Annotated in this window: 18 protein-coding genes and 3 pseudogenes; 15 read left to right on the forward strand and 6 right to left on the reverse strand. The window is 58.9% G+C overall.

The window, feature by feature from the left end; all coding sequences use genetic code 11:
- Positions 1–511 precede the first annotated feature (511 nt).
- The 3 genes from NKJ72_RS14680 to nifA form a co-directional block, all read right to left on the reverse strand.
- The gene (locus tag NKJ72_RS14680; protein WP_352477753.1) at positions 512–1,552 is read right to left on the reverse strand and encodes an LLM class flavin-dependent oxidoreductase; all 1,041 of its coding nucleotides are present in this window, start codon (positions 1,550–1,552) and stop codon (positions 512–514) included.
- A gap of 91 nt (positions 1,553–1,643) precedes the next feature.
- Positions 1,644–2,783 carry a histidinol-phosphate transaminase gene (gene hisC, locus NKJ72_RS14685; RefSeq protein ID WP_352477754.1) on the reverse strand — a complete coding sequence of 380 codons (1,140 nt, stop codon included), beginning with the start codon at positions 2,781–2,783 and terminating at the stop codon, positions 1,644–1,646.
- 237 nt (positions 2,784–3,020) lie between these two features.
- Positions 3,021–4,793 (reverse strand): nif-specific transcriptional activator NifA, encoded by a 1,773-nt coding sequence (gene nifA / locus NKJ72_RS14690; protein WP_352478082.1) that lies wholly within the window; start codon positions 4,791–4,793, stop codon positions 3,021–3,023.
- A 735-nt stretch (positions 4,794–5,528) separates the two neighbouring features.
- Between nifA and NKJ72_RS14695 the strand changes: the two genes are divergently transcribed.
- From NKJ72_RS14695 to NKJ72_RS14705, 3 genes are all read left to right on the forward strand, one after another.
- Entirely contained in the window at positions 5,529–5,738 is a 210-nt protein-coding gene (locus tag NKJ72_RS14695; RefSeq protein ID WP_156937379.1) for a hypothetical protein, read from the forward strand.
- Positions 5,739–5,792: 54 nt separating this feature from the next.
- Positions 5,793–7,121 (forward strand): dicarboxylate/amino acid:cation symporter, encoded by a 1,329-nt coding sequence (locus NKJ72_RS14700; protein WP_023678259.1) that lies wholly within the window; start codon positions 5,793–5,795, stop codon positions 7,119–7,121.
- A 302-nt stretch (positions 7,122–7,423) separates the two neighbouring features.
- The gene (locus tag NKJ72_RS14705; RefSeq protein ID WP_023678260.1) at positions 7,424–8,455 is read left to right on the forward strand and encodes a LacI family DNA-binding transcriptional regulator; all 1,032 of its coding nucleotides are present in this window, start codon (positions 7,424–7,426) and stop codon (positions 8,453–8,455) included.
- A 752-nt stretch (positions 8,456–9,207) separates the two neighbouring features.
- Here the strand turns inward: NKJ72_RS14705 and NKJ72_RS14710 are convergent.
- Entirely contained in the window at positions 9,208–10,230 is a 1,023-nt protein-coding gene (locus NKJ72_RS14710) for a LysR family transcriptional regulator (RefSeq protein WP_023678261.1), read from the reverse strand.
- 270 nt (positions 10,231–10,500) lie between these two features.
- Between NKJ72_RS14710 and NKJ72_RS14715 the strand changes: the two genes are divergently transcribed.
- The 9 genes and pseudogenes from NKJ72_RS14715 to NKJ72_RS14755 form a co-directional block, all read left to right on the forward strand.
- On the forward strand, positions 10,501–11,094 hold the full coding sequence (locus NKJ72_RS14715; protein WP_352477756.1) for a NodA family N-acyltransferase: 594 nt from the start codon (positions 10,501–10,503) through the stop codon (positions 11,092–11,094).
- Positions 11,091–11,750 carry a chitooligosaccharide deacetylase NodB gene (gene nodB / locus NKJ72_RS14720; RefSeq protein ID WP_352477757.1) on the forward strand — a complete coding sequence of 220 codons (660 nt, stop codon included), beginning with the start codon at positions 11,091–11,093 and terminating at the stop codon, positions 11,748–11,750. The genes NKJ72_RS14715 and nodB overlap by 4 nt, the downstream gene beginning before the upstream one ends.
- 14 nt (positions 11,751–11,764) lie before the next feature.
- A complete protein-coding gene (gene nodC / locus NKJ72_RS14725) occupies positions 11,765–13,090 on the forward strand; it encodes a chitooligosaccharide synthase NodC (RefSeq protein WP_352477758.1) in 1,326 nt (441 codons plus the stop codon).
- An 80-nt stretch (positions 13,091–13,170) separates the two neighbouring features.
- A complete protein-coding gene (nodS, locus tag NKJ72_RS14730) occupies positions 13,171–13,767 on the forward strand; it encodes a nodulation methyltransferase NodS (protein ID WP_352478084.1) in 597 nt (198 codons plus the stop codon).
- Positions 13,768–13,802: 35 nt separating this feature from the next.
- Positions 13,803–14,048: pseudogene (locus NKJ72_RS14735) on the forward strand (carbamoyltransferase N-terminal domain-containing protein); the annotation flags it as partial.
- A 43-nt stretch (positions 14,049–14,091) separates the two neighbouring features.
- Positions 14,092–15,003, forward strand: coding sequence for a nodulation factor ABC transporter ATP-binding protein NodI (gene nodI / locus NKJ72_RS14740; protein WP_352450739.1), 912 nt, complete (start codon positions 14,092–14,094; stop codon positions 15,001–15,003).
- Positions 15,004–15,006: 3 nt separating this feature from the next.
- Complete coding sequence (locus tag NKJ72_RS14745) at positions 15,007–15,795, forward strand: ABC transporter permease (protein WP_352450738.1); 789 nt, start codon at positions 15,007–15,009, stop codon at positions 15,793–15,795.
- Between the two features lie 67 nt (positions 15,796–15,862).
- On the forward strand, positions 15,863–16,825 hold the full coding sequence (locus NKJ72_RS14750; protein ID WP_352477759.1) for a LysR family transcriptional regulator: 963 nt from the start codon (positions 15,863–15,865) through the stop codon (positions 16,823–16,825).
- Positions 16,826–16,833: 8 nt separating this feature from the next.
- Positions 16,834–17,096: pseudogene (locus NKJ72_RS14755) on the forward strand (hypothetical protein); the annotation flags it as partial.
- Positions 17,097–17,125: 29 nt separating this feature from the next.
- On the opposite strand, the pseudogene NKJ72_RS14760 reads toward NKJ72_RS14755, so the two are convergent.
- Positions 17,126–17,617: pseudogene (locus tag NKJ72_RS14760) on the reverse strand (transposase domain-containing protein); the annotation flags it as partial.
- 377 nt (positions 17,618–17,994) lie between these two features.
- Here NKJ72_RS14760 and NKJ72_RS14765 point away from each other — a divergent pair.
- Complete coding sequence (locus NKJ72_RS14765; protein ID WP_352477761.1) at positions 17,995–18,795, forward strand: calcium-binding protein; 801 nt, start codon at positions 17,995–17,997, stop codon at positions 18,793–18,795.
- A gap of 60 nt (positions 18,796–18,855) precedes the next feature.
- On the opposite strand, the gene NKJ72_RS14770 is transcribed toward NKJ72_RS14765, so the two are convergent.
- The gene (locus NKJ72_RS14770; protein WP_352477763.1) at positions 18,856–19,050 is read right to left on the reverse strand and encodes a hypothetical protein; all 195 of its coding nucleotides are present in this window, start codon (positions 19,048–19,050) and stop codon (positions 18,856–18,858) included.
- Between the two features lie 134 nt (positions 19,051–19,184).
- On the opposite strand from NKJ72_RS14770, the gene NKJ72_RS14775 reads away from it, so the two are divergent.
- Together NKJ72_RS14775 and NKJ72_RS14780 are read left to right on the forward strand one after the other, a co-directional pair.
- Positions 19,185–20,957 (forward strand): type I secretion system permease/ATPase, encoded by a 1,773-nt coding sequence (locus NKJ72_RS14775; RefSeq protein WP_352478086.1) that lies wholly within the window; start codon positions 19,185–19,187, stop codon positions 20,955–20,957.
- Positions 20,935–22,248, forward strand: coding sequence for an HlyD family type I secretion periplasmic adaptor subunit (locus NKJ72_RS14780; RefSeq protein WP_352477765.1), 1,314 nt, complete (start codon positions 20,935–20,937; stop codon positions 22,246–22,248). Before NKJ72_RS14775 ends, NKJ72_RS14780 begins: the two co-directional genes overlap by 23 nt.
- The last annotated feature ends 227 nt before the right edge of the window (positions 22,249–22,475 follow it).

Raw genomic sequence — 22,475 nt, forward strand, 5'->3', positions numbered from 1 at the left:
CGTAGGCCCTCCGTCTCTCGCGATCGGGAGGATTCTTCGCACATTCACCTCATGCCCCGCACGAGGGGAGCGGCGTAGCGCTTACCCAGGTGGTGTCGCTCGGCGTAGCAAAGCCGCTCGCGAGCGCGCCCTCAACAGCGCCGTAGCGAGTGACGGCTTTGCTACCGCCGAGCCGCTGATGAAGCTGGATCTGGGCGCCGCACCGGCGCCGCCCCGGGCGAGAAGAACCTCTGCGGCGGGCTATGTGCCAACGACTAGCGCGAGCGCGACGAGCAGACGCGTGCCGGCAACGTGACGCGCTCGGCCATCATCTCCTTAGGATCGTGCAGGTTCACACGATGGCCCAGACGCCAGCCAACGCACAAACCCCTGGTAATCTGTGCCGCCGGCTCGTGGTCAGTTTGGCCTCCCTCCCGATTGCCCGCCCCACCACGTGCACGCTCGAGCACGTGGATGTGAGGGAGCGCTGTTACAACGATTTAACCTTCAGATCAGACCGCGAATTTCACGGTCAGACAAGTCGAGCCATGATTTCGGATTGAATGGTCGTCGCGGTGTACAGGGAAGCATCTAGCGGCAGATTTCCAAATGCCAGTTGACAAAGCAGGTAGTTGGCACCTGCCTCTTCCAACTGATCTAACAGAGCTTTTCGCACAGATTCTGCTGATCCTACCACACACAATTCACGCTCTATTGCCGCATCGAAGGTCAGCGGCAGGTTTGGTGGAGTCGGGATGGCATTAAGGTCGTAAAGGAATTGGAAGCTCTTGAGCCATCGATCGTAAGCAGGTGCCGCGATCGAATACGCGTCTGTTTCAGAACGCCCAATCACCACCATTCGGAGCAATCCAATAAATAGCGCTCGATCGCCCGTGTCAGTGTTGTCCTCTCGATAGGCGCGGAAGGCATCTGTAGTTTTGCGAACAGAAGAGGAAGGCCCTACACAAGCGATGTTTGCTCCATTCGCAGCGGCCCAGGCTGCGGACTCGGGTCGATTGGCGGCGACCCATGTCGGCGGATGTGGACGCTGATGAGGTCTTAGCGTCAAAGGAACGTCATTGAGCTCAAAATGGCGACCTTGATAGCACAGCGTGCCAACCTTCATGGCATTAACAAGTATTTCAACAAGAATTTCGCTGGCTTCCGCATAGCGGCCCGGCACCGCGTCCGCACCAATCCCGAAGTAACCCAATTCGATCGGGAGAGCACCGCGCCCTATGCCCAGTTCGAGCCTGCCACCGCTCAACTGGTCCAGCATACAGATCTCTTCGAACGCACGCAGCGGATGATAAAGCGCAAGCAGCATCACCAAGGGTCCGAGACGCAGGCGCCGGGTGCGCTGGGCGACGCTCGATAAGAACAGATTCGGCGATGGACCTCTCCCATGGGGGGTACAGTGGTGCTCTGCGAGATGATAGGCATAGAACCCTAGCTGATCGCACGCCTCTGCTAATATCAGGCGATCTTCGTACTGCCGGGCGATATCGCGGCCGTCCTCGTCCAGATGATCGAAGATGCCGAAGGCTAGGTTTGAAGGAAAGACGTTTGTCACTCGATATTGTCCCCGATTTTAAAGCAGGCTGTTCTCTTGCTGGGATGACCAAGCAAGCCGAAAGATAGCAGTGTGTGATCTCGGATTAGCGTCAGCGTACCGAACAAGCAGAGCCTGACGCTCCCCTGCCCGTGGTGCTTGGTATGTTTAAGCTTCCAACTATATCGCGAGCGGCAGCAAGAAATGCATCCAATTGCTCTTTTGTGCCGATGCTGACGCGGATGCAATGTTCCAAACCATTGTCCGGAAAGTAGGCAACGAGTATCTTTTGCCTTTCCAAGGCTGCTTGCCACCATGAGCCGTCCTGTCCCGCTGGCACACGGGCTAGCAAGAAATTTGCGTGGGAGGGCGTCACGGAAAATCCAAGTTGCGACAGTGCGGCTGTCACTCGCTGTCGTTCATGTCTGATGTGCTTGTGGTTCTCTGCGTAGGCGCCGCGATGCGCAAGCACGCTGATACCAACCGCATGCCCGATCACGTTCATGTTGAAGACGTTCTGGATGTTGCGCAGCCTGCCAATAACCTCAGGGTGACCGAAACCGAAACCGACGCGAATGCCGGCGGCGGCATAGCTCTTCGAAAATGTTCTCAAGATCAGAAGGTTCGAATAACGGTTGATGAGGCGCAGCCCGTGATCGGGTGCAAAGTCGACGTAGGCCTCATCAAGGACGACCAGGCGATCCGATTGTGCCACGAGGCGTTCGATATTGCTTATCGAGAGGAATGTTCCGGTCGGATTGTTTGGATTGGCCACCAGAATGAACTTGGCGTCTTTTGCCGGACCGGAAAGCAATTGCTCCATTGGCAGCGAATGAGTTTGACATCCGATCTCGAGAAACTCAGCACCATGCAACATGGCAAGTTTGCGGTTGAACGAAAACCCTGGCGATATCATCGCCACCTTGTCGCCAGGGGCGAGGAAAGCTCTGTAGATGAGTCCGAGCAGTTCAGACGACCCGTTGCCTGCGATGACCTGATCCGTGGATACGCCATAGGTATTGGACGCTGCTTCCCTCAAGCTGATGTTATCGTCGTCCGGATACAGATACTGGCGATTGAGGGCCGCCACTGCACTTTGCATTATGATTGGCGGCAACGGAAACGGGTTCTCATTCGTATTCAGCTTGACAAAACTTCTGTCCGGCGCTGGTCCGTTGGACGGCAGAGCATCTAACTGTCGCGTCCCTTGCGGAAGAGACGAAAGCACAGCTTGCAGTTTTGCATCGGACATATTTTATCTCCGTTTCAGTCGCACAGGGCATCCGTATGAGCTCGCAACGAGAGCAACATGGCGGACGGATTGACGATGGCAGCGTCGCCTTTCACAAGATGGTCGCAACGCCGGCTGCCACGACGGGAATTCGGCTAGGCTGTCCTCGGTCGGATCGACTTGACGCGGACGCGGATCTGCATCCCTGCGCGGGCCAAGCCGCTAAGCGGTCTCAGCTAATCCGCCTGAGTCATGCTTTCACAGACGCTTGACCTCGATGCCGTATTTCCTCAGCACGTAGCCAATCTGGCGCGGGGTCAGTCCAAGCAGGCGCGCCGCCTTTGCCTGCACCCAGCCACATCTTTCCATGGCAGCAATGACGCGCTCGGCGTCGGTGGTCCTCGCGCCCAATGAGTGGGTTGCTCCGGCAGGCGGGACTGTGGTGGCGGCCGAACGAGCGGCCGCATCCGGCGGCGTGGCCGGATTCACTGCCTCTGGGAGGATTGGCGCTGGTTGCAGCGCGGCCTTGCCCGATCTGCTCTTCCGCAGCGCCTCGGCAAAGCATTGGTCGTGGGAGCACGCAAAGTCGTTTCTCCCGATTGATCGTCCCTCCGCCAGGATCGCTGTCCGGTGCACGCAATTTTCAAGCTCGCGAATGTTGCCGGGAAATTCACATTTCATCAGTACTTCAATCGCACGCGGATCGAAGGTCAGCGTACGGCCGTTCTCATCGTTGAAATTCTTGAGAAACTCAGCTGCGAGGAGCGGAATATCGCTGCGCCTTTGGCGTAACGCCGGCACCAGCAAGGGAACCACGTTGATGCGATAATATAGGTCGGCGCGGAACTCATTCCTTGCAACCGCCTCTTCAAGGTTCCTGTTCGTGGCGGCAATCACGCGAACGTCGACCTTGATGGTCTGGTTGCTGCCGACGCGCTCAAACTCCTGCTCCTGCAGCACGCGCAGTAGCTTTGCCTGGAAGGAGGCCGAGATCTCGCCGATCTCATCCAGAAACAACGTTCCCTTGTCGGCGAGCTCAAAGCGACCCTTGCGGGAATTGAACGCGCTTGTGAAGGCACCCTTCTCATGACCGAACAATTCGGATTCCAGGACTGTCTCTGGCAGCGCTGCACAATTGAGTTTGATGAAGGGCCGCTTGGCGCGCGGCGACAACTCGTGAATTGCCTTGGCGACCAGCTCCTTCCCGGTACCGGATTCGCCTCGCAACAGAACCGTGGTCTTTGCCTTAGCTACCACCGCGATCTTCTCGAGCAGCGCGCTTAGCGCCGGACTATCGCCAATCATTCCCTTGACGTGAACCTTCTTGCGCTGCGGTGCAGGGTGCTTGACATCAGACAATTGCGTTTGCAGCCGATCTTCCACCTCCGTCGGTCGTTCGCGGTCGCCCGCGGAGAAGCGGTGCAACTTGACTGTCTGTCCCACCATGTTGGCTATCATGGTGAGCAGCCGGACATCATAATCGAGCCGATACGTTGACCTGCTGTCCACGGCGCGGTCGATAGTCAGCGTGCCTACGGCGTTCCCATCAACACGAATGGGAACGCCGATGAACGACACGGGGTCGGAGGCCCCAAGCACCTCTATGTCAGCGGCAGTGAAGGCCGGATGCACCGCTATGTTCTCGGCGACGAGCGGCGTGTCCGTCGTCACAATCAGATCGATTGGCTTGCGCGGCAGACGCATCCGGGAGCGCTCATCGCTGTTCTCGTCGCAGCCGGTGACTACGGTGATGTCCAGTACGCCCTCAGCGTCGAAGAGAGCGATGATGCCGTGCCGCATCTGCACAAACGAGGGCAGGAGATCGACGACCTTGGCCAACGTGACTTCGAGCCGGGCGGGGTCGGTGAGTACTTTCGATATTTCGAAGATGCCGGTAAGCGCGTGCTCGTGCGATGGCACAAAAGGGACCGCGGTGTTCGTCTCGGACTTTGGGTAGCCCCTTTTCGCATCCGGAAGCGAAATGCGGCACTCGCTGGCATTTTGTTCTGATTTGGGAATGTTGTGGTGCATGTGATCCTCGATCTCGCGCCATGAAATGCATGCCGGCGGCATGTGCGCCCGCGACGTCGCGGGCAAGCGCGAAAATGCTCTGACGTGAACTCGTGCCACCGCCGTGTGGTCGAGTGCAAAGCGGGTCGATCCCTGACGCATCGCTTGGCTCTCCCTCCACGAAGCTTGGCCACGTTCTCGGCTTGCACGGGGGCAACCACACGTTGATTTTCAAAAGACTGGAGTGAGGCCGGATAGTCAATCGAGCTTTCTTTCATTCGTGAAAGGAAACCTCGCGGCCTATGATAGAATTCATCAGTTCTAATTTTTGTCGGCGATGTTGAACGACAGAAATACGGCGCCGGCGATGCGGTGCCCGAGCGGCTGACCGCGCCGAGTTGCCGGGCCGTGCCAGTCACCAGCGCCTGCGAACCAGGGGCGGGAGCGATAATCACTGCCGACGACACTGGTCGGTCGCGGCAACCGCCATTTCCTCGATATTGATGACGCAGATAAGGCGGCGGCGTCGCGTGTGAAGGCGCGAAGGTGGCGGTCGAGCGCGGCTTTCTCGGCGGTGCTTGGAACTTCTGAACCGCATCGTCGCGGTCAGCACCAGCGGCGTCAATCCCTACGTCTCGACGTCGCTTTCAAGCTGTCGCTGCAGCGGGAGCGCGGCAAAGAACACGGCAATTCTGCGCCCTGGTGCCAGCGATGCGGCCCTTCCCAAAGTCGGCAAACCGAGGAGCCCGCCACGATGTGCAGCAAAACCGCAAGCCAGAGAGATCGACCGGCAATCTGCCGGAGAACATCAAGCGCGTGCTGGACGGCGGCCTTGTCATTCCCGTCTTGTGCCACCGCATTCATCCCATCATTGGCGAGCCCAACGTCAGTTCAGGTCATGCGGATCCATTTGGCATGGGTATTGCGGCGGCGTTGGTGCAGCGTTCGACCGGAGCGCCGCGATAGGGAGAAGCCCGGGAGAAGTCACGCCACCTCGATCCGGTCAGGGAGAGAGAAACAGTGTCAGCTGCACAAGTCCGCGGCGCGAGTCCCGCGCCCCGCAAACCCTTCTATGCCAAGCTTTACGCGCAGGTGCTTGCCGCCATCGCCCTCGGCGTCGCAATTGGCTATTTCTATCCAGGGACCGGCGAGAGCCTGAAGCCGCTGGGCGATGCCTTCATCAAGCTGGTCAAGATGATCATCGCGCCTGTCATCTTCCTGACAATTGCGACCGGCATTGCCGGCATGAACGATCTTCACAAGGTCGGCCGGGTCGCCGGCAAGGCAATGGTCTATTTCCTCACCTTCTCGACGCTGGCGCTGATCGTCGGCCTCATCGTCGCCAATGTCGTCCAGCCTGGCGCCGGCCTCAACATCGATCCGGCCTCGCTCGATGTCCAGGCCGTGAATACCTATGCCGCAAAGGCCCACGAGCAGTCGGTCACCGGCTTCCTGATGAACATCATCCCGCCAACGATTGTCGGTGCCTTCGCGGAAGGCGACATCCTGCAGGTGCTGTTCTTCTCGGTTCTGTTCGGCATGGCGCTCGCGATGGCCGGAGAGACGGGCAAGCCTGTCGTTTCCTTCCTTCAGGCGCTCATCGCGCCTGTCTTCAAGCTCGTCGGCATTCTGATGAAAGCCGCGCCGATCGGCGCTTTCGGCGCAATGGCCTTCACCATCGGTAGATATGGCATCGGTTCGGTCGTCAACCTCGCGATGCTGGTCGCGACGTTTTATTTCACCGCCTTCCTCTTCGTGTTCGGGGTTCTCGGCGCGGTCTGCCGCTACAACGGCTTTTCGATCTGTTCTCTTATTCGCTACATCAAGGAAGAGCTGCTGCTTGTCCTCGCAACGTCCTCCTCGGAGGCCGCGCTCCCCTCGCTCATGCAGAAGATGGAGAAGGCGGGCGCCAGGCGTTCGGTTGTGGGTCTCGTCATCCCGGCCGGATATTCGTTCAATCTGGACGGCACGAATATCTACATGACCCTGGCGGCCCTCTTCATCGCGCAGGCGACGAACACGGATCTGTCAATCGGCGATCAGGTGCTGCTGCTGCTCGTTGCGATGCTTTCCTCCAAGGGCGCTGCAGGTGTGACAGGTGCGGGCTTCATCACCCTGGCTGCTACGCTCGCCGTAGTTCCGAGTGTTCCCGTTGCTGGGATGGCACTGATACTCGGCATCGACCGCTTCATGTCCGAATGCCGGGCGCTGACGAATTGCGTCGGCAACGCAGTGGCATCCCTCGTCGTTGCCCGCTGGGAAGGAGAATTGGACCGAGCGCAGATGAAAGCCGCCTTCTGCGGTCATCAGCTTGCCGAGGCATCAAACCGGCTATCCTCCGCCGAGTAAGGTCGACGCACCGCGACCGGTTTCGCCAAGCTGGTCACATGACCTGAACGATCGACTCGCAGGCTCTAAACGGCGCCTCACGGACCATGTATCAGAAGCGCAATATGTGTGAGTGCAAATCATCGCCGCCCTAAGCGAATGAACCTTCCGTTATACCCGGCCGGTCTACATCTGGAGTAGTCCAATACGCTGTCGATCATTCAGTATGCGGGCGTCTCCACTTTGCCCACCCGAAACCATTGTCGAATCGCGCTAGGTGACAGAGAGCCAGCCTGCGTCAAAAACCAATCAGAATAGGACCCATGACCAAGCGCCCCACAATTGCCGATCTCGCCCGCGAAGCCCGAGTCAGCGTAGCAACGGTCGATCGGGTTCTGAACGCCCGCCATCCGGTGCGCGAGGAGACCGCGCGGCGGGTCCACGACGCCGCCCACGCGATCGGCTATCATGCTGCCGGGCTCATCAAGCAGCGCTTGCGGCGAGACCTACCGTGCTACCGTCTGGGCTTCATCTTGAGAAAACCGGCCCAGCATTTCTACCAAGACTTTGCGCGCGAGGTCGAAGCGTCGGTCAATTTGGCCCAGTCCTTCCACGGCATTCCGCTCATCCAATTCGCCCCGTCACATATGCCGAGCGACCTAATCGCACCGCTCAAGGATTTGGGCGCACGCTGCCATGCGATCGCGATGGTGGCACCGGACCACCCGAAAATTACAGCAGCGGTTGAGGACCTCAAGGCCAAAGGCATTCCGGTTTTCTCGCTGCTTTCCGACTTCGCCGCCGGCGTGCGACAGGGCTATATCGGCCTCAACAACCGCAAGGTGGGGCGCACGGCCGCTTGGATGGTGTCCAAGGTCGCAAAACGGCCCGGCAAGGTGGCGGTGTTTGTCGGCAGCCATCGTTTCCAGGGGCACGAGCTCCGTGACGTCGGCTTTCGCTCCTATTGCCGTGAGAACGCGCCGACGTTCGAGGTACTCGATCCGCTTGTGAACCTGGAGAAACGGCAGGTCACCTACGAGGCAACGCTTGATCTCATGCAGCGGGAACCCGAGCTCGTCGGCTTCTATGTCGCCGGCGGCGGCATGGAGGGCGCCATCTCCGCGGTCCGGGAAGAGGGTAAAAGTCGCGATCTCGTCGCGATCGTGAATGAAATCACGCCGGAATCTCGGGCGGCACTCGCAGATAACATCATCACGATGGCGGTCGCCACGCCAATGCGCCGGCTTTCCCAGGAGCTGATAACGCTGATGACGCGGGCTATCGAGACCGGCACTGCTGAAACACCAGGACAGACATTTCTGCCGTTCGACATCCATCTGCCGGAAAATATATGAAGCTGATGGATTCTATCGTAAGCGGGGAGTTTCCTTTCATAAATGAGAGAAAGTTGATTGATGATCCGATCCACGCGGGGTAGCCGCACCCCACAGGCCTCAGCCGCGGCCCAGGATGAAAGCGCCGATTGAGTGAACGGATCGGCCGCGCGTTCAGGCGGAAGCGCGACGTAAATTCCCTACATCCGCAGCGTCGACCTCGACCGGCTTCATTGCCAACATCTCGACGTTGTCGGTGCAGGGCGGTGTCGTCAAGGATGCCTCACGCCAGTAGCCGAGCGAGGCCGGCACAGTCCATTGGGATCGACCTCGTCGACCGCCATCTCCTCGCCTGGCCGCGCGTGAAAAGCCGCGGCAAGGCCGGCAAAGTTGGCATTTGAGTGGGGCTAAACATCTTCTGGGACTTCGCACGCGAAATCGGAGGCGGCAGTCAACTCAGCACCAACCGGGCATGTGTTCTGCTCGTTCCTGGCCCTCGTACTCAGCAAGTAACTGCGCCGCTCTGCCCCGAATGGCAACCGCTCCTCCGCGACCGCCTCCAGGAGCCACCATCGAAAAGGATGGTCGCGTCGTCACCACCACGTCACGGCAAAAGTGGGCAACGTCTTGAAGGCAGCTGGCATCGCTCTGCGACACAGCTCGACAAACAACTCGCCTGAGATCACCCCCAAAAAGGTAGTGGTAACACGCGCCGGCGCGCGCCTAACATGCTGATTAATGACATTATTCTTACAGCCGGTGTTTAAGTGGGGCTAAATCTCTTCTGGGACTTCGCACGCGAAATCGGAGGCGGCATTCAATTCGGTACCAACAACGGCAAGGTCGGATCCGGCGTGCCCGAGACGCTCAATAGTTTCAAGCAAAGGCGCCAGGCGAGATGCCTCCTGCAACATCATTTCCCGCATCCACAGGCTTGCCGGATCAGTATTGTGAAGCGCAGGCCATTGGACGGCCTCCGTGAATGCGGGATGAGGAAGTGGCGGCGGAAGTCCGACAATCCGCAGGGGTGTTGTTTTTGCGAAATGCTGCGCCAGCCGTAAGGGCATGGTCCCGATGCGGTTGGTGCCTGATACAACGGGCGGGATCATGCTAAAGCCCTGTACGACGACCTCGATACGTCTCTCGAAACCGTGCTCGAGCAAATACCATTCCTCCATGGTGGGCTGCCGGGTGTGCCTGAATCTGAGCACAACATGCCCCATGGACAAGTATCGCTCGAATGTAAGTGGCTCTGACAGCTGCTTGTTCGTGCCGCAGCCTACGCATACGAGCATATCTTCGAACAGGGCTGCGCGAGGATGTTTCGACATGAACACTTCCGGCATAATCAGAAAATGAACGTCGCCGCGCCGGAGAAGCTCCTCGGGGTCGTCGGAAATAGGCAGACATTCGAAGCGGACGGCGGGAGCTTCCCGCGCAGCACGCTCTACGATCTTCTTAAAAAATACGAGCGTGAGGTAATCGGAAAGCATGATTCGGAAGAGACGATCCGATTGGGCTGGGTTAAAGGCGTCCCAGGAAATGATCGATAGCTGGATGTGCAGCAATGCGTCCCGGACTGCTGGGGCGAGCCCCTCCGCGCGCGGTGTCAAAATGAGCTCGCGGCCGTTCATCGCAAATAGCTCATCGCTGAAATAGGCGCGTAACCGAGCGACGGCGGCGCTCATGGCCGGCTGGCTCAGGTTAATACTCCGGGCCGCCGCGGTGACTTTACGTTCCCTGATCAGAGCGTCCAGCACAACGAGGAGATTTAGATCCAGCCCCTTAAAACGCATGTCCTGATCTATCCAGCGTGTGGATGGGTATCATCTAAACAATCAATTTTACGAATTTACGAACCATGCATTAGAGGAACGTAAATGACCGACGTCAAGCTCAAATCGACGGCGCCGCAACACGGGCGGGAACATCGAGAGAGCTCATTTGCGAGCCCGACCGGCTGGCTCACCTTCGCTAACGACAACGGTTGAGTGCAGTCAAACAACGCCGCCGCTTTGGCCGGGTAATGCGGCCCGCAAGAAACCAATAAGAAAGAGAGATCCTGAATGCGCTCGCAGGTGCAGTGGAAGTTGTGCTGGGAAAACGAGTTGCAGCTCTCGGACCACGTCGAGCTCGCCCAGTTCTTTCGTAATACCTACGGGCCGACTGGGGCGTCCAACGCAGAACCGTTCGAAGGTAGTCGAAGCTGGGCCGGAGCCAGGCCTGAACTCCGCGTAATCGCCTATGATTCGAGCGGTGTAGCGGCTCACATGGGCATACTGCGCCGTTTCATCAAGGTTGACGCGGTCGATCTGTTGGTGGCTGAGCTGGGCCTGTACGGGGTACGTCCGGATCTTGAGGGTCTCGGAATCGCCCATTCAATCCATGTCATGCTTCCAATACTGCAGGAGCTTGGCGTTCCATTCGCTTTCGGAACCGTCCGGGACGCGCTGCGGAATCATGTTGAGAGGTTCGGGCGGCGATACAGCCCTTTGGCCGTTTTGTCGGGAATTCGCGTGCGCTCCACCCGACCAGAGGCGCGCCTCGACCTGCCGCCCACACGCATCGATGACGCACTCACCATTGTTCTGCCAGTTGGACGGCCGATCAGCGAATGGCCCACGGGCACGATGATCGATCGGAACGGACCAGAGCTATGAGCCGTCCCGATTGCTTGTACGAAGTGCGCCGTGAGTGCTCTGACGGCACCGGCCGTCGCAGCGTTTATCTGACGTTTGACGACGGTCCCAATCCACTTTTCACACCGGAGATTCTGGATCTGCTGGCAGAGCAGCGGGTACCGGCGACTTTCTTCGTCATCGGCGCCTACGCCTTAGAGCACCCGGATCTCGTCCAACGAATGTTTGCAGAAGGGCACGAGCTAGGCAACCACACGATGACTCATCCGGATCTGTACAAATGCGGCTTCGGCGAAGTGCAACGTGAGATCTTTGAAGCGAACGGCGCCATCATGAGGGCGTGCCCTCAGGCCTCGGTGCGCTATATTCGCGCGCCCTACGGCGCCTGGAGCGAAGAAGTCTTCACAGCGTCACAGATCGCCGGGCTGACGGCCCTCCATTGGTCCGTCGACCCTCGAGATTGGTCTCGCCCTGGGGTCGACGCGATTATCGATACCGTGCTCGCCTCTGTCCGGCCGGGCGCAATCGTACTCTTGCACGACGGATGCCCTCCCGGCGAGTTGAGCCAGGGCGCTCACGCCGGTCTGCGCGACCAGACGGTCACGGCGCTGTCCCGTCTGATTCCAGCACTTCATGAGCGCGGATTTGTAATCCGCTCACTTCCTCAACATCACTGAACAAACGAGATCCCATGACTCTTCTTGGTACAACCAGCACTGTGGCCATTTCGCTTTATGCACTGCTCTCGACTGCTTATAAGAGCATGCAGGGGATTTATGCTCTGCCGACAAACGACTCATCGGCGTTGGAGGATGTCGTCGGCTCCGATCAACTGCCCAGCGTGGATGTCATCGTCCCCTGCTTCAACGAGGATCCGCGCACGCTTTCAGAGTGCCTGGCTTCCATTGCAGACCAAGAATACGCCGGAAGACTTCGGGTCTATGTGGTTGATGACGGTTCTGGAAATCGCGAAGCCGTAGGAACTGTCCACGAAACCTACGCGCGCGACCCTAGGTTCGACATCATTTTGCTTCCCGAGAATGTTGGAAAGCGCAAGGCGCAGATCGCCGCGATACGCCGCTCATCCGGGGATTTGGTGCTTAACGTTGATTCAGACACGATACTCGCGTCCGACGTCATCACCAAGCTTGTACCGAAGATGCGAGATCCAGCGGTCGGCGCAGTCATGGGTCAGTTGATTGCCAGTAACCGGAGCGAGAGCTGGCTGACAAGGCTGATAGACATGGAGTACTGGCTGGCTTGCAACGAGGAGCGCGCGGCACAGGCTCGCTTCGGTGCCGTTATGTGCTGTTGCGGCCCATGTGCCATGTACCGCCGGTCTGCGCTCCTTTTGTTACTGGACCAGTACGAGTCGCAATTTTTTCGGGGCAAGCCAAGCGACTTCGGGGAGGATCGCCATCTCACTATCCTCATGCTGAAAGCAGGCTTTCGAACCGAGTACGTTCCGGGCGCCATCGCGGCCACAGTCGTTCCGAACAGACTCGGACCGTATCTGCGCCAACAACTCCGTTGGGCACGAAGCACATTCCGGGACACGCTGCTTGGGCTGCGCTTGCTGCCCGGCCTCAATAGCTATCTCACGTTGGACGTGGTCGGACAGAATCTCGGGCCGCTACTCCTCGCCCTATCGGTACTAACGGGCCTCGCACATTTCGCACTGACAGGCACTGTGCCTTGGTGGACAGGACTGATGATTGTGTCCATGACCATGCTCCGATGCAGCGTGGTAGCATTTCGTGCTCGACAGTTTCGATTTCTGGGCTTTTCCCTGCACACGTTCATCAACATCTTTCTCTTACTTCCCTTGAAGGCCTACGCGCTGTGTACATTGAGCAATAGCGATTGGCTGTCGCGAAGCTCTGCTGTCGCTACATCGAACACTTGGGGAAAACAGGCCCCCACCCAAACTCCGATCACTGGATCAAGCAGGGCAGAATTCTCACCGCATGCGGCTCCGCTTCGCAGGCTCAATCTTGCGCGGATTCTTCGGGATTAGCGCTGTCGAGCAACATCTGCGGCGACGAGTGATCGCTAATTACCTAGGTGGACGAGAGGTGGACGAGTTTGACCCAGAACATGAATCATCAGTTGCTCGATCGGGAATTGGCCGCAGACGATCCGTGGCGCCTCGACGGCAATCCGTTCGAGCGGGAGCGCCACACGCAAATGCTCCAGCTGGCGCTTGCCCAAGGCTCCATTACAAATGCCCTCGAAGTCGGGTGCGCTGCCGGCGCATTCACGGAAAAACTAGCTCCCTACTGCCAAGGGCTCACCGTCATCGATGTCGTGGCGCAAGCGATTGCTCGAGCACGTCAACGGATAAAGGAGCCGTCGCGCATCAACTGGATAGTCTCCGATGTTCAACAGTTTTCGACCGACGAGTTCTTTGACCTGATCGTTGTGGCGGAGGTCCTATACTACCTCGAAGACATAGCCGAGATGCGCGCGGCCGTCAAAAACCTGGTGCGGGTGCTTGCGCCAGGCGGGCATCTGATCTTCGGATCGGCAAGGGATGCTAATTGCCGTCGCTGGGGTCACGCCGCTGGTGCTGAGCCGGTCATCGCCATGCTGAACGAAACGTTGATCGAGGTAGAGCGTCTTGAGTGTCGGGGCGAGTCGGTCAACGAAGACTGCTTGCTCGTCCGTTTCCGGAACCCGCTTTCCGCTTCCTGATCAATCGAATCTACCGCCGTTAACGTGGAGACACTATGCGCATCTGTGGTACCAAGCTGACCCATGATGGGGCGATCGCCCTTGTCGAGGATGGACGGCTCGTCTTCTGCGTTGAGCAGGAAAAGCGGCACAACAATCCGCGTTATCAAACCATCGATAATCTCGACGCAATTGTCGCCGCTTTGGCGGAACAGGGGCTAAATCCTTGTGATGTCGATCAGTTCGTTATCGACGGCTGGGATGGCGAAGACGAGTCACAGTTTCAGGTCCGGCAGGCAACCAAGCAACCGCCAGTCTTGGCGTCCCTCTCGGTAAAATGAACCCATGTCCATGGTAGCGATCGATCTTACTGACGTAAGCAAAACTTATGACAAGCTCGTTGTCGACAGACTGTCGTTCCGCGTTGCGGCGGGGGAATGCTTCGGGCTCTTGGGACCGAACGGTGCGGGCAAAAGCACGATTGCGCGTATGGTCCTCGGCATGACATCGCCTGATGCGGGGAAAATTACTGTGCTCGGCGCTCCAGTGCCGGCGCGCGCGCGTTTGGCACGTATGCGCATCGGCGTGGTCCCGCAGTTCGACAATCTTGATACCGCGTTCACTGTACGCGAGAACCTGTTGGTGTTCGGGCGCTACTTCCGGATGAGCAGACGCCAGATCGAAGCGGTCATACCGTCGCTGCTTGAGTTCGCCCGCCTCGAGAACAAAGCGGATGCGCGCGTCGCCGAACTGTCCGGCGGCATGAAGCGGCGCCTGACGCTCGCGCGTGCGCTGGTCAATGACCCGCACTTGCTGGTGATGGACGAGCCGACCACCGGCCTCGATCCGCAGGCCCGCCACCTGATCTGGGAACGGCTGCGATCGCTGCTGGCGCGGGGCAAGACTATTCTTTTGACTACCCATTTCATGGAAGAGGCCGAGCGGCTGTGCGATCGGCTGTGCGTTATGGAGGAGGGGCGCAAGATCGCCGAAGGCCGCCCGTCCGCACTCATTGACGAGCAGATCGGCTGTGACGTGGTCGAGGTCTACGGCGGCAATCCGCATGAACTGGGTGCGCTGATCCGGCCGTACGCACAGCGCATCGAGGTGAGCGGTGAGACGCTTTTTTGCTATGCACCCGATCCGGAGCAGGTGCTGGTGCAGCTACGCGGGCGCGCGGGTCTGCGCCTTCTGCAGCGTCCCCCCAATCTCGAGGATGTGTTCTTGCGGCTAACCGGGCGCGAGATGGAGGACTGAACAATGGGCGAACGTTATGCGGCGGCCATGCCCGCCAATGCGTGGAATTGGGTCGCGGTTTGGCGCCGCAACTATCTTGGATGGAAGAAAATCGGGCTTGCATCGGTTCTCGGCAACCTTGCCGATCCGATGATCTATCTGTTCGGTCTCGGCTTTGGCATCGGAACAATGATAGGTCCTGTTGAGGGCACTTCGTACATTGCGTTTCTCGCGGCGGGCATGGTTGCCACAAGCGCGATGGCATCGGCGACTGCTGAAACGGTTTACGGGAGTTTCGGCCGCATGGACAACCAGCGCACCTGGGAAGGAATGCTATGCACTCAGCTGACGCTCGGCGATATCTTACTCGGCGAATTGGCGTGGGCAGCCACCAAGGCCCTGATGGCGGGCACAGCAATCACTATTGTTGCCACCACGCTCGGCTACACATCGTGGCCATCCATCCTCTGCTTGCTGCCAGTCATCGCTCTCAGTGGCCTCGCCTTCGCGAGTCTAGCGATGGTCGTCACGGCGCTTGCGCCCAGTTATGAATATTTCATATTTTATAATACGCTTGTTATAACACCCATGCTGTTCCTTTGCGGCGCGATGTTTCCGGTCAACCAATTGCCCGGCGCTTTTCAGGACGTCGCCTCCTTGTTGCCGCTCGCACATGCAATTGACCTCATTCGTCCGGCGATGCTTGGCCGTCCGGCCGGCAGCATGGGCCTGCATATCGGCGCGCTTTGCATATACACGGTTTTGCCGTTCTTCCTATCGGTTGCTCTATTTCGTCGTCGGCTGATGCGTTGACGCTACTCACCATTCGTAAAATTGATTCTTTGGGCGATACCCATCCACGCGTCGGATAGGTCAATACATGCGTTTTAAGGGACTCGATCTAAATCTCCTGGTTGTGCTGGACGCTTTGATCAGGGAGCGTAAAGTCACCGCCGCGGCCCGCAGTATTAACCTGAGTCAGCCGGCCATGAGCGCCGCCGTCGGTCGGTTACGCGCCTATTTCAGCGATGAGCTATTTACGATGAACGGCCGCGAACTCATTTTGACACCGCGCGCGGAGGGGCTCGCCACAGCAGTCCGGGAGGCATTGCTGCACATCCAGCTGTCGATTATTTCCTGGGACGCCTTTAACCCGGCCCGATCGGATCGTCGCTTCCGCATCATCCTTTCCGATTACCTCACGCTCGTATTTTTTAAGAAGATCGTAAAGCGTGCTGCGCGGGAAGCTCCCGCCGTCCGCTTCGAATGTCTGCTTATTTCCGACGACCCCGAGGAGCTTCTCCGGCGCGGCGACGTTGATTTTCTGATTATGCCGGAAGTGTTCATGTCGAAACATCCTCGCGCAGCCCTGTTCGAAGATATGCTCGTATGCGTAGGCTGCGGCACGAACAAGCAGCTGTCAGAGCCACTTACATTCGACCGATACTTGTCGATGGGGCAGGTTGTGCTTAAATTCGGGGACACCCGGCAGCCCTCCATCGAGGAATGGTATTTGCTCGAGAACGGTTTCGAGAGACGTATCGAGATCGTCGTACAGGGCTTTAGCATGATCCCGCCCCTTCTATCAGGCACCAACCGCATTGGGACAATGCCCTTACGGCTGGCGCAGCATTTCGCAAAATTAACACCCCTGCGGATTGTCGAACTTCCGCCGCCACTTCCTGCCGCATTCACGGAGGCCGTCCAATGGCCTGCGCTTCACAATAATGATCCGGCAAGCCTATGGATGCGGGAAATGATGTTGCAGGAGGCATCTCGTATGATTACCCCGCCTAAGAGCACCGGACGTCTCAGTTGTCGGCCGACGACCCCTCGGTTATGAGAGGAGGCATGGATGGCGATTGGGATTGGGCGATTCCTGCATTGTCGAGAACGATGCAAGGAGAGCAGATCCTTCAGCCTGAAGAGGTGGCAGCGATGCTGCCGCTGCATGAGCTTGGCTGGGGAACCGACGGGCGAACGAATTCGGGTGCGCTCGCAACACGGTGCCTCGGTATCTAAGCGAGGGCGGGACTGTTCCGTTTCGCAAGCCTGTGCGGCCGACCGCGTTTGACGGACTGGACGATTGGCTGCGGGAGCGCTTCTTCCCCCATGGCTCGGGCTGGATGACGATCTCGACCCGCTCCAGATGCGCCGGGAACGCCTTGCGCGGTCGCGCAGCACGTCGCGGCTCGCCTGTCGGTCTTGCAGCCTCGAGCTCGGACTCAATCGCGCCGAGCCCGGTCTGGATTTCGAAGGCGAAGGCCTGCTGGGCACGTTCGAGCTTCTCGGAGCTGCGACCGAAGCGGCGCGCTCCAGCTGCTTGACGATCCCATGAAGGTCGGCGATCCTCTCCTGGGCACGCTCGTTGAGTGTCGCCATCCGGACGATCTCGGCCTTGAGTGTTTCGCTCCGGAGTTGTTGCAGTTCGGCCTTCTCCGCCGCCATGGCGACGAACATCGCCTTGAGCGTATCGATTTCGTGGGGACGGGCCGAAGCGCTTCTCGTCATGACGCCGACAGAAGCTTATTGTGCACGGCCTGAAGCCCGCCTTTTGCGCCTGAGTCACTTCGCCACGGCCTCGGGCCGATGTCGGGCGCCGTCTCCGTTCGGCTCGAACGCGCGTCCAGTCCATGACTTCCGAGCGCCATCAGTTCGGCGCGGCAAGCCGGATCACGCCGTTCTCCACCCCCGGCCAGCGGAACTTGTCCTCGTCCAGCGCTTACGGTGCGGGTATGCCGGCGTCGAGCAAACAGAGAGAAGTTTGGGGCCGAACCAGGTCGGCCCCGTTACGAAGTGTTGTCCTGGTGGTTTGAGTGTCGAATCTTCAGATCGATTGCTTGGGCGACCAGCGTCCCCGCCTCCAGCGAGCCCGCAACTGCTCAGCAGAAGGAAGTGAACGTGAGTGCATCCATTTCGTAAATGTGTGTCTATCCAAGCAATCGATTTCTCTAATTATCCGATGAGCAATATGAACGCGTCAGGCAGGGTGCATCATTAGGAGTATTTTCGATGGCAAACATTATCGAGGGTGGCCCGGGTGCCGAAACACTCCTCGGCACCGAGCGTGAAGATTGGATGGAGGGTTTCCAGGGCGGTGACTGGATTGACGGTCGTGCCGGCAACGACGAGATCTCGGCTGGCCAGGGCAGTGACCGAGCCATTGGCGGCGTGGGTAACGACCGCATCTTCGGCGGAGATGGCTGGGACGATCTCTCCGGCGACAACGGCCGCTTCAACGCGCGCGTCTCCGGTGAGGACAATGACAGGCTCAGCGGCGGTCCCGGCCAGGATGTCCTCTACGTGGGTGACGGCCAGGATACGTTGACCGGGGGCACCGACAATGACACGTTCGTGTTCCAGTTCCACAATCCGGTGCCTGGGGTCGTCCCGAGTGTCGGGTCGAAGCCGGACATTACCACTATCACCGATTTCAACCCGGCGGAGGACAAGTTCGCCTTCGATGCGGTGGGCCTCTACAACGACGGTTTTGGCGCGAACTTCGTCAACAACGCCAGCATACAGTCCGGCTACCCGGTGAGCAGCTTCTACAGTGGTGCGGCCTCGGGTGCGAACGGCGAACACGTCGTGGTAATCACTGGCGAATCTTTCAACTCTGCTTCTGAAGCCGCGAGTGCGATCTCCGGCGAGCACGCCGGCGACATCATTGTCTACCAAAGCAGCTACACCGACAGAGTCGCAACTCTGGCCTATGTCACCGCCGACGACAGCGCGCATGAGTTCGCCCACCTGGGCGGTGTGGTCACCGTGGCCGACCTAGGCCTGACCGCGTCGGACTTCACCTTCGTTTGATCCAGAAAACCCATACGGAACAGCGCCCCGCCCCCCCGGGGCGGGCGCTTTCCGTTTCCGCTACTTGCGATGGGCCGGGGCGCCCGGGAGCAGTCGCAGCGTGTACAGCTTGACGAAGCGCTGCACGTCGCGCTGGTCGTATACCGAAATCTCCCTGAAGGCGTGGGTAAGCCTGTTCGGGCCCTTGCGGCCGGCCACGATGACGTTGCCCTTCCAAACCTTCAGCCGGACGGTGTTGTTGACCCGCTCTATCAAACGCCGGGACCAAACATATCTGGCGGGAGCACTGATCCTGACTCAGCGAGCGGATGCAGTCGATCGCCGTTCGGGAAGCAATATAGGGAGCTGGGTGCCAGATCCTCACGGAGACCTACGTGAGTAACCATTCCTTGAAGGATTCAGCTTTGAGACCTTTCCCTCTGACTTCCGCTATTTGGGGAATTCTGTTGATCAGCGGCGTGGTGAACGTGCTTGCGCTGATCTCGCCGCTGTTCATGCTTCAGGTCTACGACCGCGTTCTGGCAAGTGGCAGCGTATCGACGCTAGTGGGGCTCGTCGTGCTTGCTACAGGGCTTTATGCGTTCCAGTGCCTGCTCGACATTTTGCGCGCGCGCGTGCTGCTGCGGATTGGCGAGCGTTTCGATGAACAGTTTTCCGGACGCGTTCACGATGCGATCGTTCGCCTTCCGCTTTCAACGCGCATGCCGGGCGACGGCTTGCAGCCGCTACGCGATCTCGACAATGTTCGCGGATTCTTAGGTGGAAACGGCCCGACAGCGTTCTTCGATCTGCCATGGATGCTGCTTTATCTTGGCATTTGCTTCCTCTTTCATTTCTGGATCGGCATGACGGCACTTGTCGGGGCGATCGGTCTCACATCTCTGACACTTCTTGCCAACACTCTCTCGCAACGACCGATACGCGATACCATTGCCCACAACATGGCACGCAATGGTCTACTGCAAGCAGCGCGTTGCAATGCCGAGGTCGTGCAAGCTCTCGGTCTCGGAAAGCGGATCGCTGCCCGATGGCACAAGGCCAATGCCAAATATCTGGCCGCCAGCCGGAAAGCCGGGGACGTGGCAGGTGGGCTGGGTGCCATTTCAAAGTCGCTGCGCGTGCTGCTGCAATCGGCCATTCTTGCCGTCGGCGCGTACCTTGTGATCAGGCAGGAGGCTACGGCCGGGGTCATGATTGCCAGTTCGATCATGATGGGGCGTGCGCTGGCTCCGGTCGATCTGGCCATTTCAAGCTGGAAACCCTTCCTCATGGCGCGCCAGGGTTGGGCGCGGCTGGAGGACCTCCTGGGAAAGGTTCCTGAAACCGCTCCTGTTATGCCAATGCCTGCACCTGAACGCGAACTCCGCCTCGAAGGCGTGACAATCGTTCCGCCCGGCGAAAGGAAGCCGACCGTGACCGGCCTTGCGTTTGCCGTTCAGGCGGGAAGCGCACTCGGGATCATCGGTGCATCGGGTTCGGGCAAGTCGACACTCTCGCGCGCCATCGTCGGCGCATGGACGCCGGTCGCCGGAAAGGTTCGCATCGACAGCGCAAGCCTCGATCAATGGGACCGGGAAGCGCTAGGCCGTCATATCGGCTATTTGCCGCAAGGTGTTGAACTGTTCGACGGCACCATTGCCGAAAACATCGCTCGTTTTGAAGATAATCCTGACCCTGAGGCTATTATCACCGCGGCGAAAGCAGCGGGCACGCACGAACTGATCCTCCGATTTGAGCACGGCTACGAAACTCCGATTGGTGAGGCCGGATCGGCACTTTCCGCCGGGCAGCGCCAGCGTATCGGTCTTGCCCGTGCTCTTTATCGAGACCCTTTCCTTGTTGTGCTGGATGAACCCAATGCCAATCTCGATGCGGAAGGCGAGGCTGCGGTCGTCAAGGCGATCGCCTCCGTGCGCGGGCGCAAGGGCATTGCGGTTGTCGTCGCCCATCGGCCGAGCGCCATCCGCGCCGTGGATTTTGTGTTGGTCATGGAAGGTGGACGGCAGCGAGCATTCGGTGCGCGTGATGAAGCGCTTTCCAAAGTCTTGAAGAGGGCAGCGATGGCACCAGGCGCTGGCGTCAAGGCCATCGAGTCTACACAGGATAACGTGGGAGAGCGCGCTGACATGGAGGATCCCGGTGGCCGGCATTCATCAGAATAATGACGTTTCCAGCTCCATTCGCCGGCACCTGGTGGCGGGCCTTCTGGCGAGCGTGATCTTGGTTGGAGGAGCCGGAGCCTGGGCGGCCTTCACGAATCTCTCCGGTGCGGTTGTCGCGTCCGGACACTTTGTCGTCGATTCCTATGTGAAGAAGGTGCAGCACCCGACCGGCGGGGTGGTGGGAGAAATCCTGGTGAGCGAAGGTGATAAAGTAAAAGCCGGCGACATCCTCATGCGGCTCGACGCCACCCAGACGCGCGCCACTCTCGCTGTAGTCACCAAGCGGCTCGATGAGCTGGCCGCCAACCTGGCACGACTCGAAGCTGAGCGTGACGATCTGGCGGAGATCGCCTTCCCGGACTGGCTGCTCGCCCGCAGAGATGTTCCGGACGTAGCTTCGGCAGTACATGGCGAGACGCGGCTGTTCGAATTCCGCAGACAATCCCGCGACGGAAGGCAGGCGCAGCTAGCGGAACGCATCACTCAATATGAGCACGAGATCGAGGGGCTCAAGGCGCAGGAAATCGCTTGTGAGAAAAGCACCGAGATTCTCCAAAAGGAAATTGCTGCCCTGAGTGGGCTGCGCGACCAAGGCATTGTCTCGGACCAACGCTTGAACAGCCTGAAGACGCAGGTTGCCACTTTCGGCGGCGAACGCGGTGAGAAGATTGCACATCAGGCACAGACGGCAGCCCGCATAGCCGAAACGCGCCTGCAGATCCTGCAGATCGATCCGGATTTCAAGACGGAAGTCGGCCAGGAGCTCAGAGAGGTTCAGGCGCAGGTTGGGGAGTATGTTGAGCGCAAGGTGGCGGCTGAACAGGAACTGCGACGGATCGATATTGTCGCGCCGCAGTCAGGCGCCATTCAACAACTCGCAGTTCATACGGTCGGAGGAGTGATCACGCCCGCCGATCCGATTATGCTAATCGTGCCGGAAGGCGACGATCTTGCGCTTGAAGCACGAATCACCCCGAAGGACATCGACCAAATCCAGCTTGGTCACAAGGCCGTGCTGCGGATGTCAGCCTTCAATCTGAGGACCACGCCGGTATTGAACGGATATGTCAGCCGGATCGCAGCCGATCTGGCGACGGACGAAAAAAACGGCGTTTCGTATTACCTGGTGCGTCTGTCGGTTCCGCATGCGGAACTGACGAAGCTCAAGGACCTGACGCTCGTGCCCGGCATGCCGGCCGAAGCGATGATCCAGACGGGCGAGCGTACGGCGCTTTCTTATTTTGTGAAGCCGCTGTCGGACCAAATCAGTCGCGCATTCCATGAGGAATGAAAGTAATCCACAGAAATATTTTGTTTGTATTCTTGTTGGTTGTTACGCATGCATGAGAGTCATAACCGTCTGAAAACACAGCCATACTTTCCTCACTTGGATTCCGCCTCTGACTCAGATTCGTGGTTCCACGGTCATTTTGCCCTTCCAAGTCGCCGACCATTCAGTTCTTGGCCTCGAGCGCATTAAGATACCCATCATCGTACACAAAGGCTGGAAAAGAGTCC

The sequence above is a fragment of the Mesorhizobium sp. M0045 genome (genome assembly GCF_040323385.1).
Taxonomy (GTDB): domain Bacteria; phylum Pseudomonadota; class Alphaproteobacteria; order Rhizobiales; family Rhizobiaceae; genus Mesorhizobium.

Bases quoted from the DNA above. Each gene is read 5' to 3' on its own strand.
- NKJ72_RS14710 (WP_023678261.1), bottom strand. From the start codon at position 10,230: ATGCGTTTTAAGGGGCTGGATCTAAATCTCCTCGTTGTGCTGGACGCT.
- nifA (WP_352478082.1), bottom strand. From the start codon at position 4,793: ATGCACCACAACATTCCCAAATCAGAACAAAATGCCAGCGAGTGCCGC.
- nodB (WP_352477757.1), top strand. From the start codon at position 11,091: ATGAGCCGTCCCGATTGCTTGTACGAAGTGCGCCGTGAGTGCTCTGAC.
- nodS (WP_352478084.1), top strand. From the start codon at position 13,171: ATGAATCATCAGTTGCTCGATCGGGAATTGGCCGCAGACGATCCGTGG.
- NKJ72_RS14715 (WP_352477756.1), top strand. From the start codon at position 10,501: ATGCGCTCGCAGGTGCAGTGGAAGTTGTGCTGGGAAAACGAGTTGCAG.
- nodC (WP_352477758.1), top strand. From the start codon at position 11,765: ATGACTCTTCTTGGTACAACCAGCACTGTGGCCATTTCGCTTTATGCA.
- nodI (WP_352450739.1), top strand. From the start codon at position 14,092: ATGTCCATGGTAGCGATCGATCTTACTGACGTAAGCAAAACTTATGAC.
- NKJ72_RS14765 (WP_352477761.1), top strand. From the start codon at position 17,995: ATGGCAAACATTATCGAGGGTGGCCCGGGTGCCGAAACACTCCTCGGC.
- NKJ72_RS14705 (WP_023678260.1), top strand. From the start codon at position 7,424: ATGACCAAGCGCCCCACAATTGCCGATCTCGCCCGCGAAGCCCGAGTC.
- NKJ72_RS14745 (WP_352450738.1), top strand. From the start codon at position 15,007: ATGGGCGAACGTTATGCGGCGGCCATGCCCGCCAATGCGTGGAATTGG.
- NKJ72_RS14750 (WP_352477759.1), top strand. From the start codon at position 15,863: ATGCGTTTTAAGGGACTCGATCTAAATCTCCTGGTTGTGCTGGACGCT.
- hisC (WP_352477754.1), bottom strand. From the start codon at position 2,783: ATGTCCGATGCAAAACTGCAAGCTGTGCTTTCGTCTCTTCCGCAAGGG.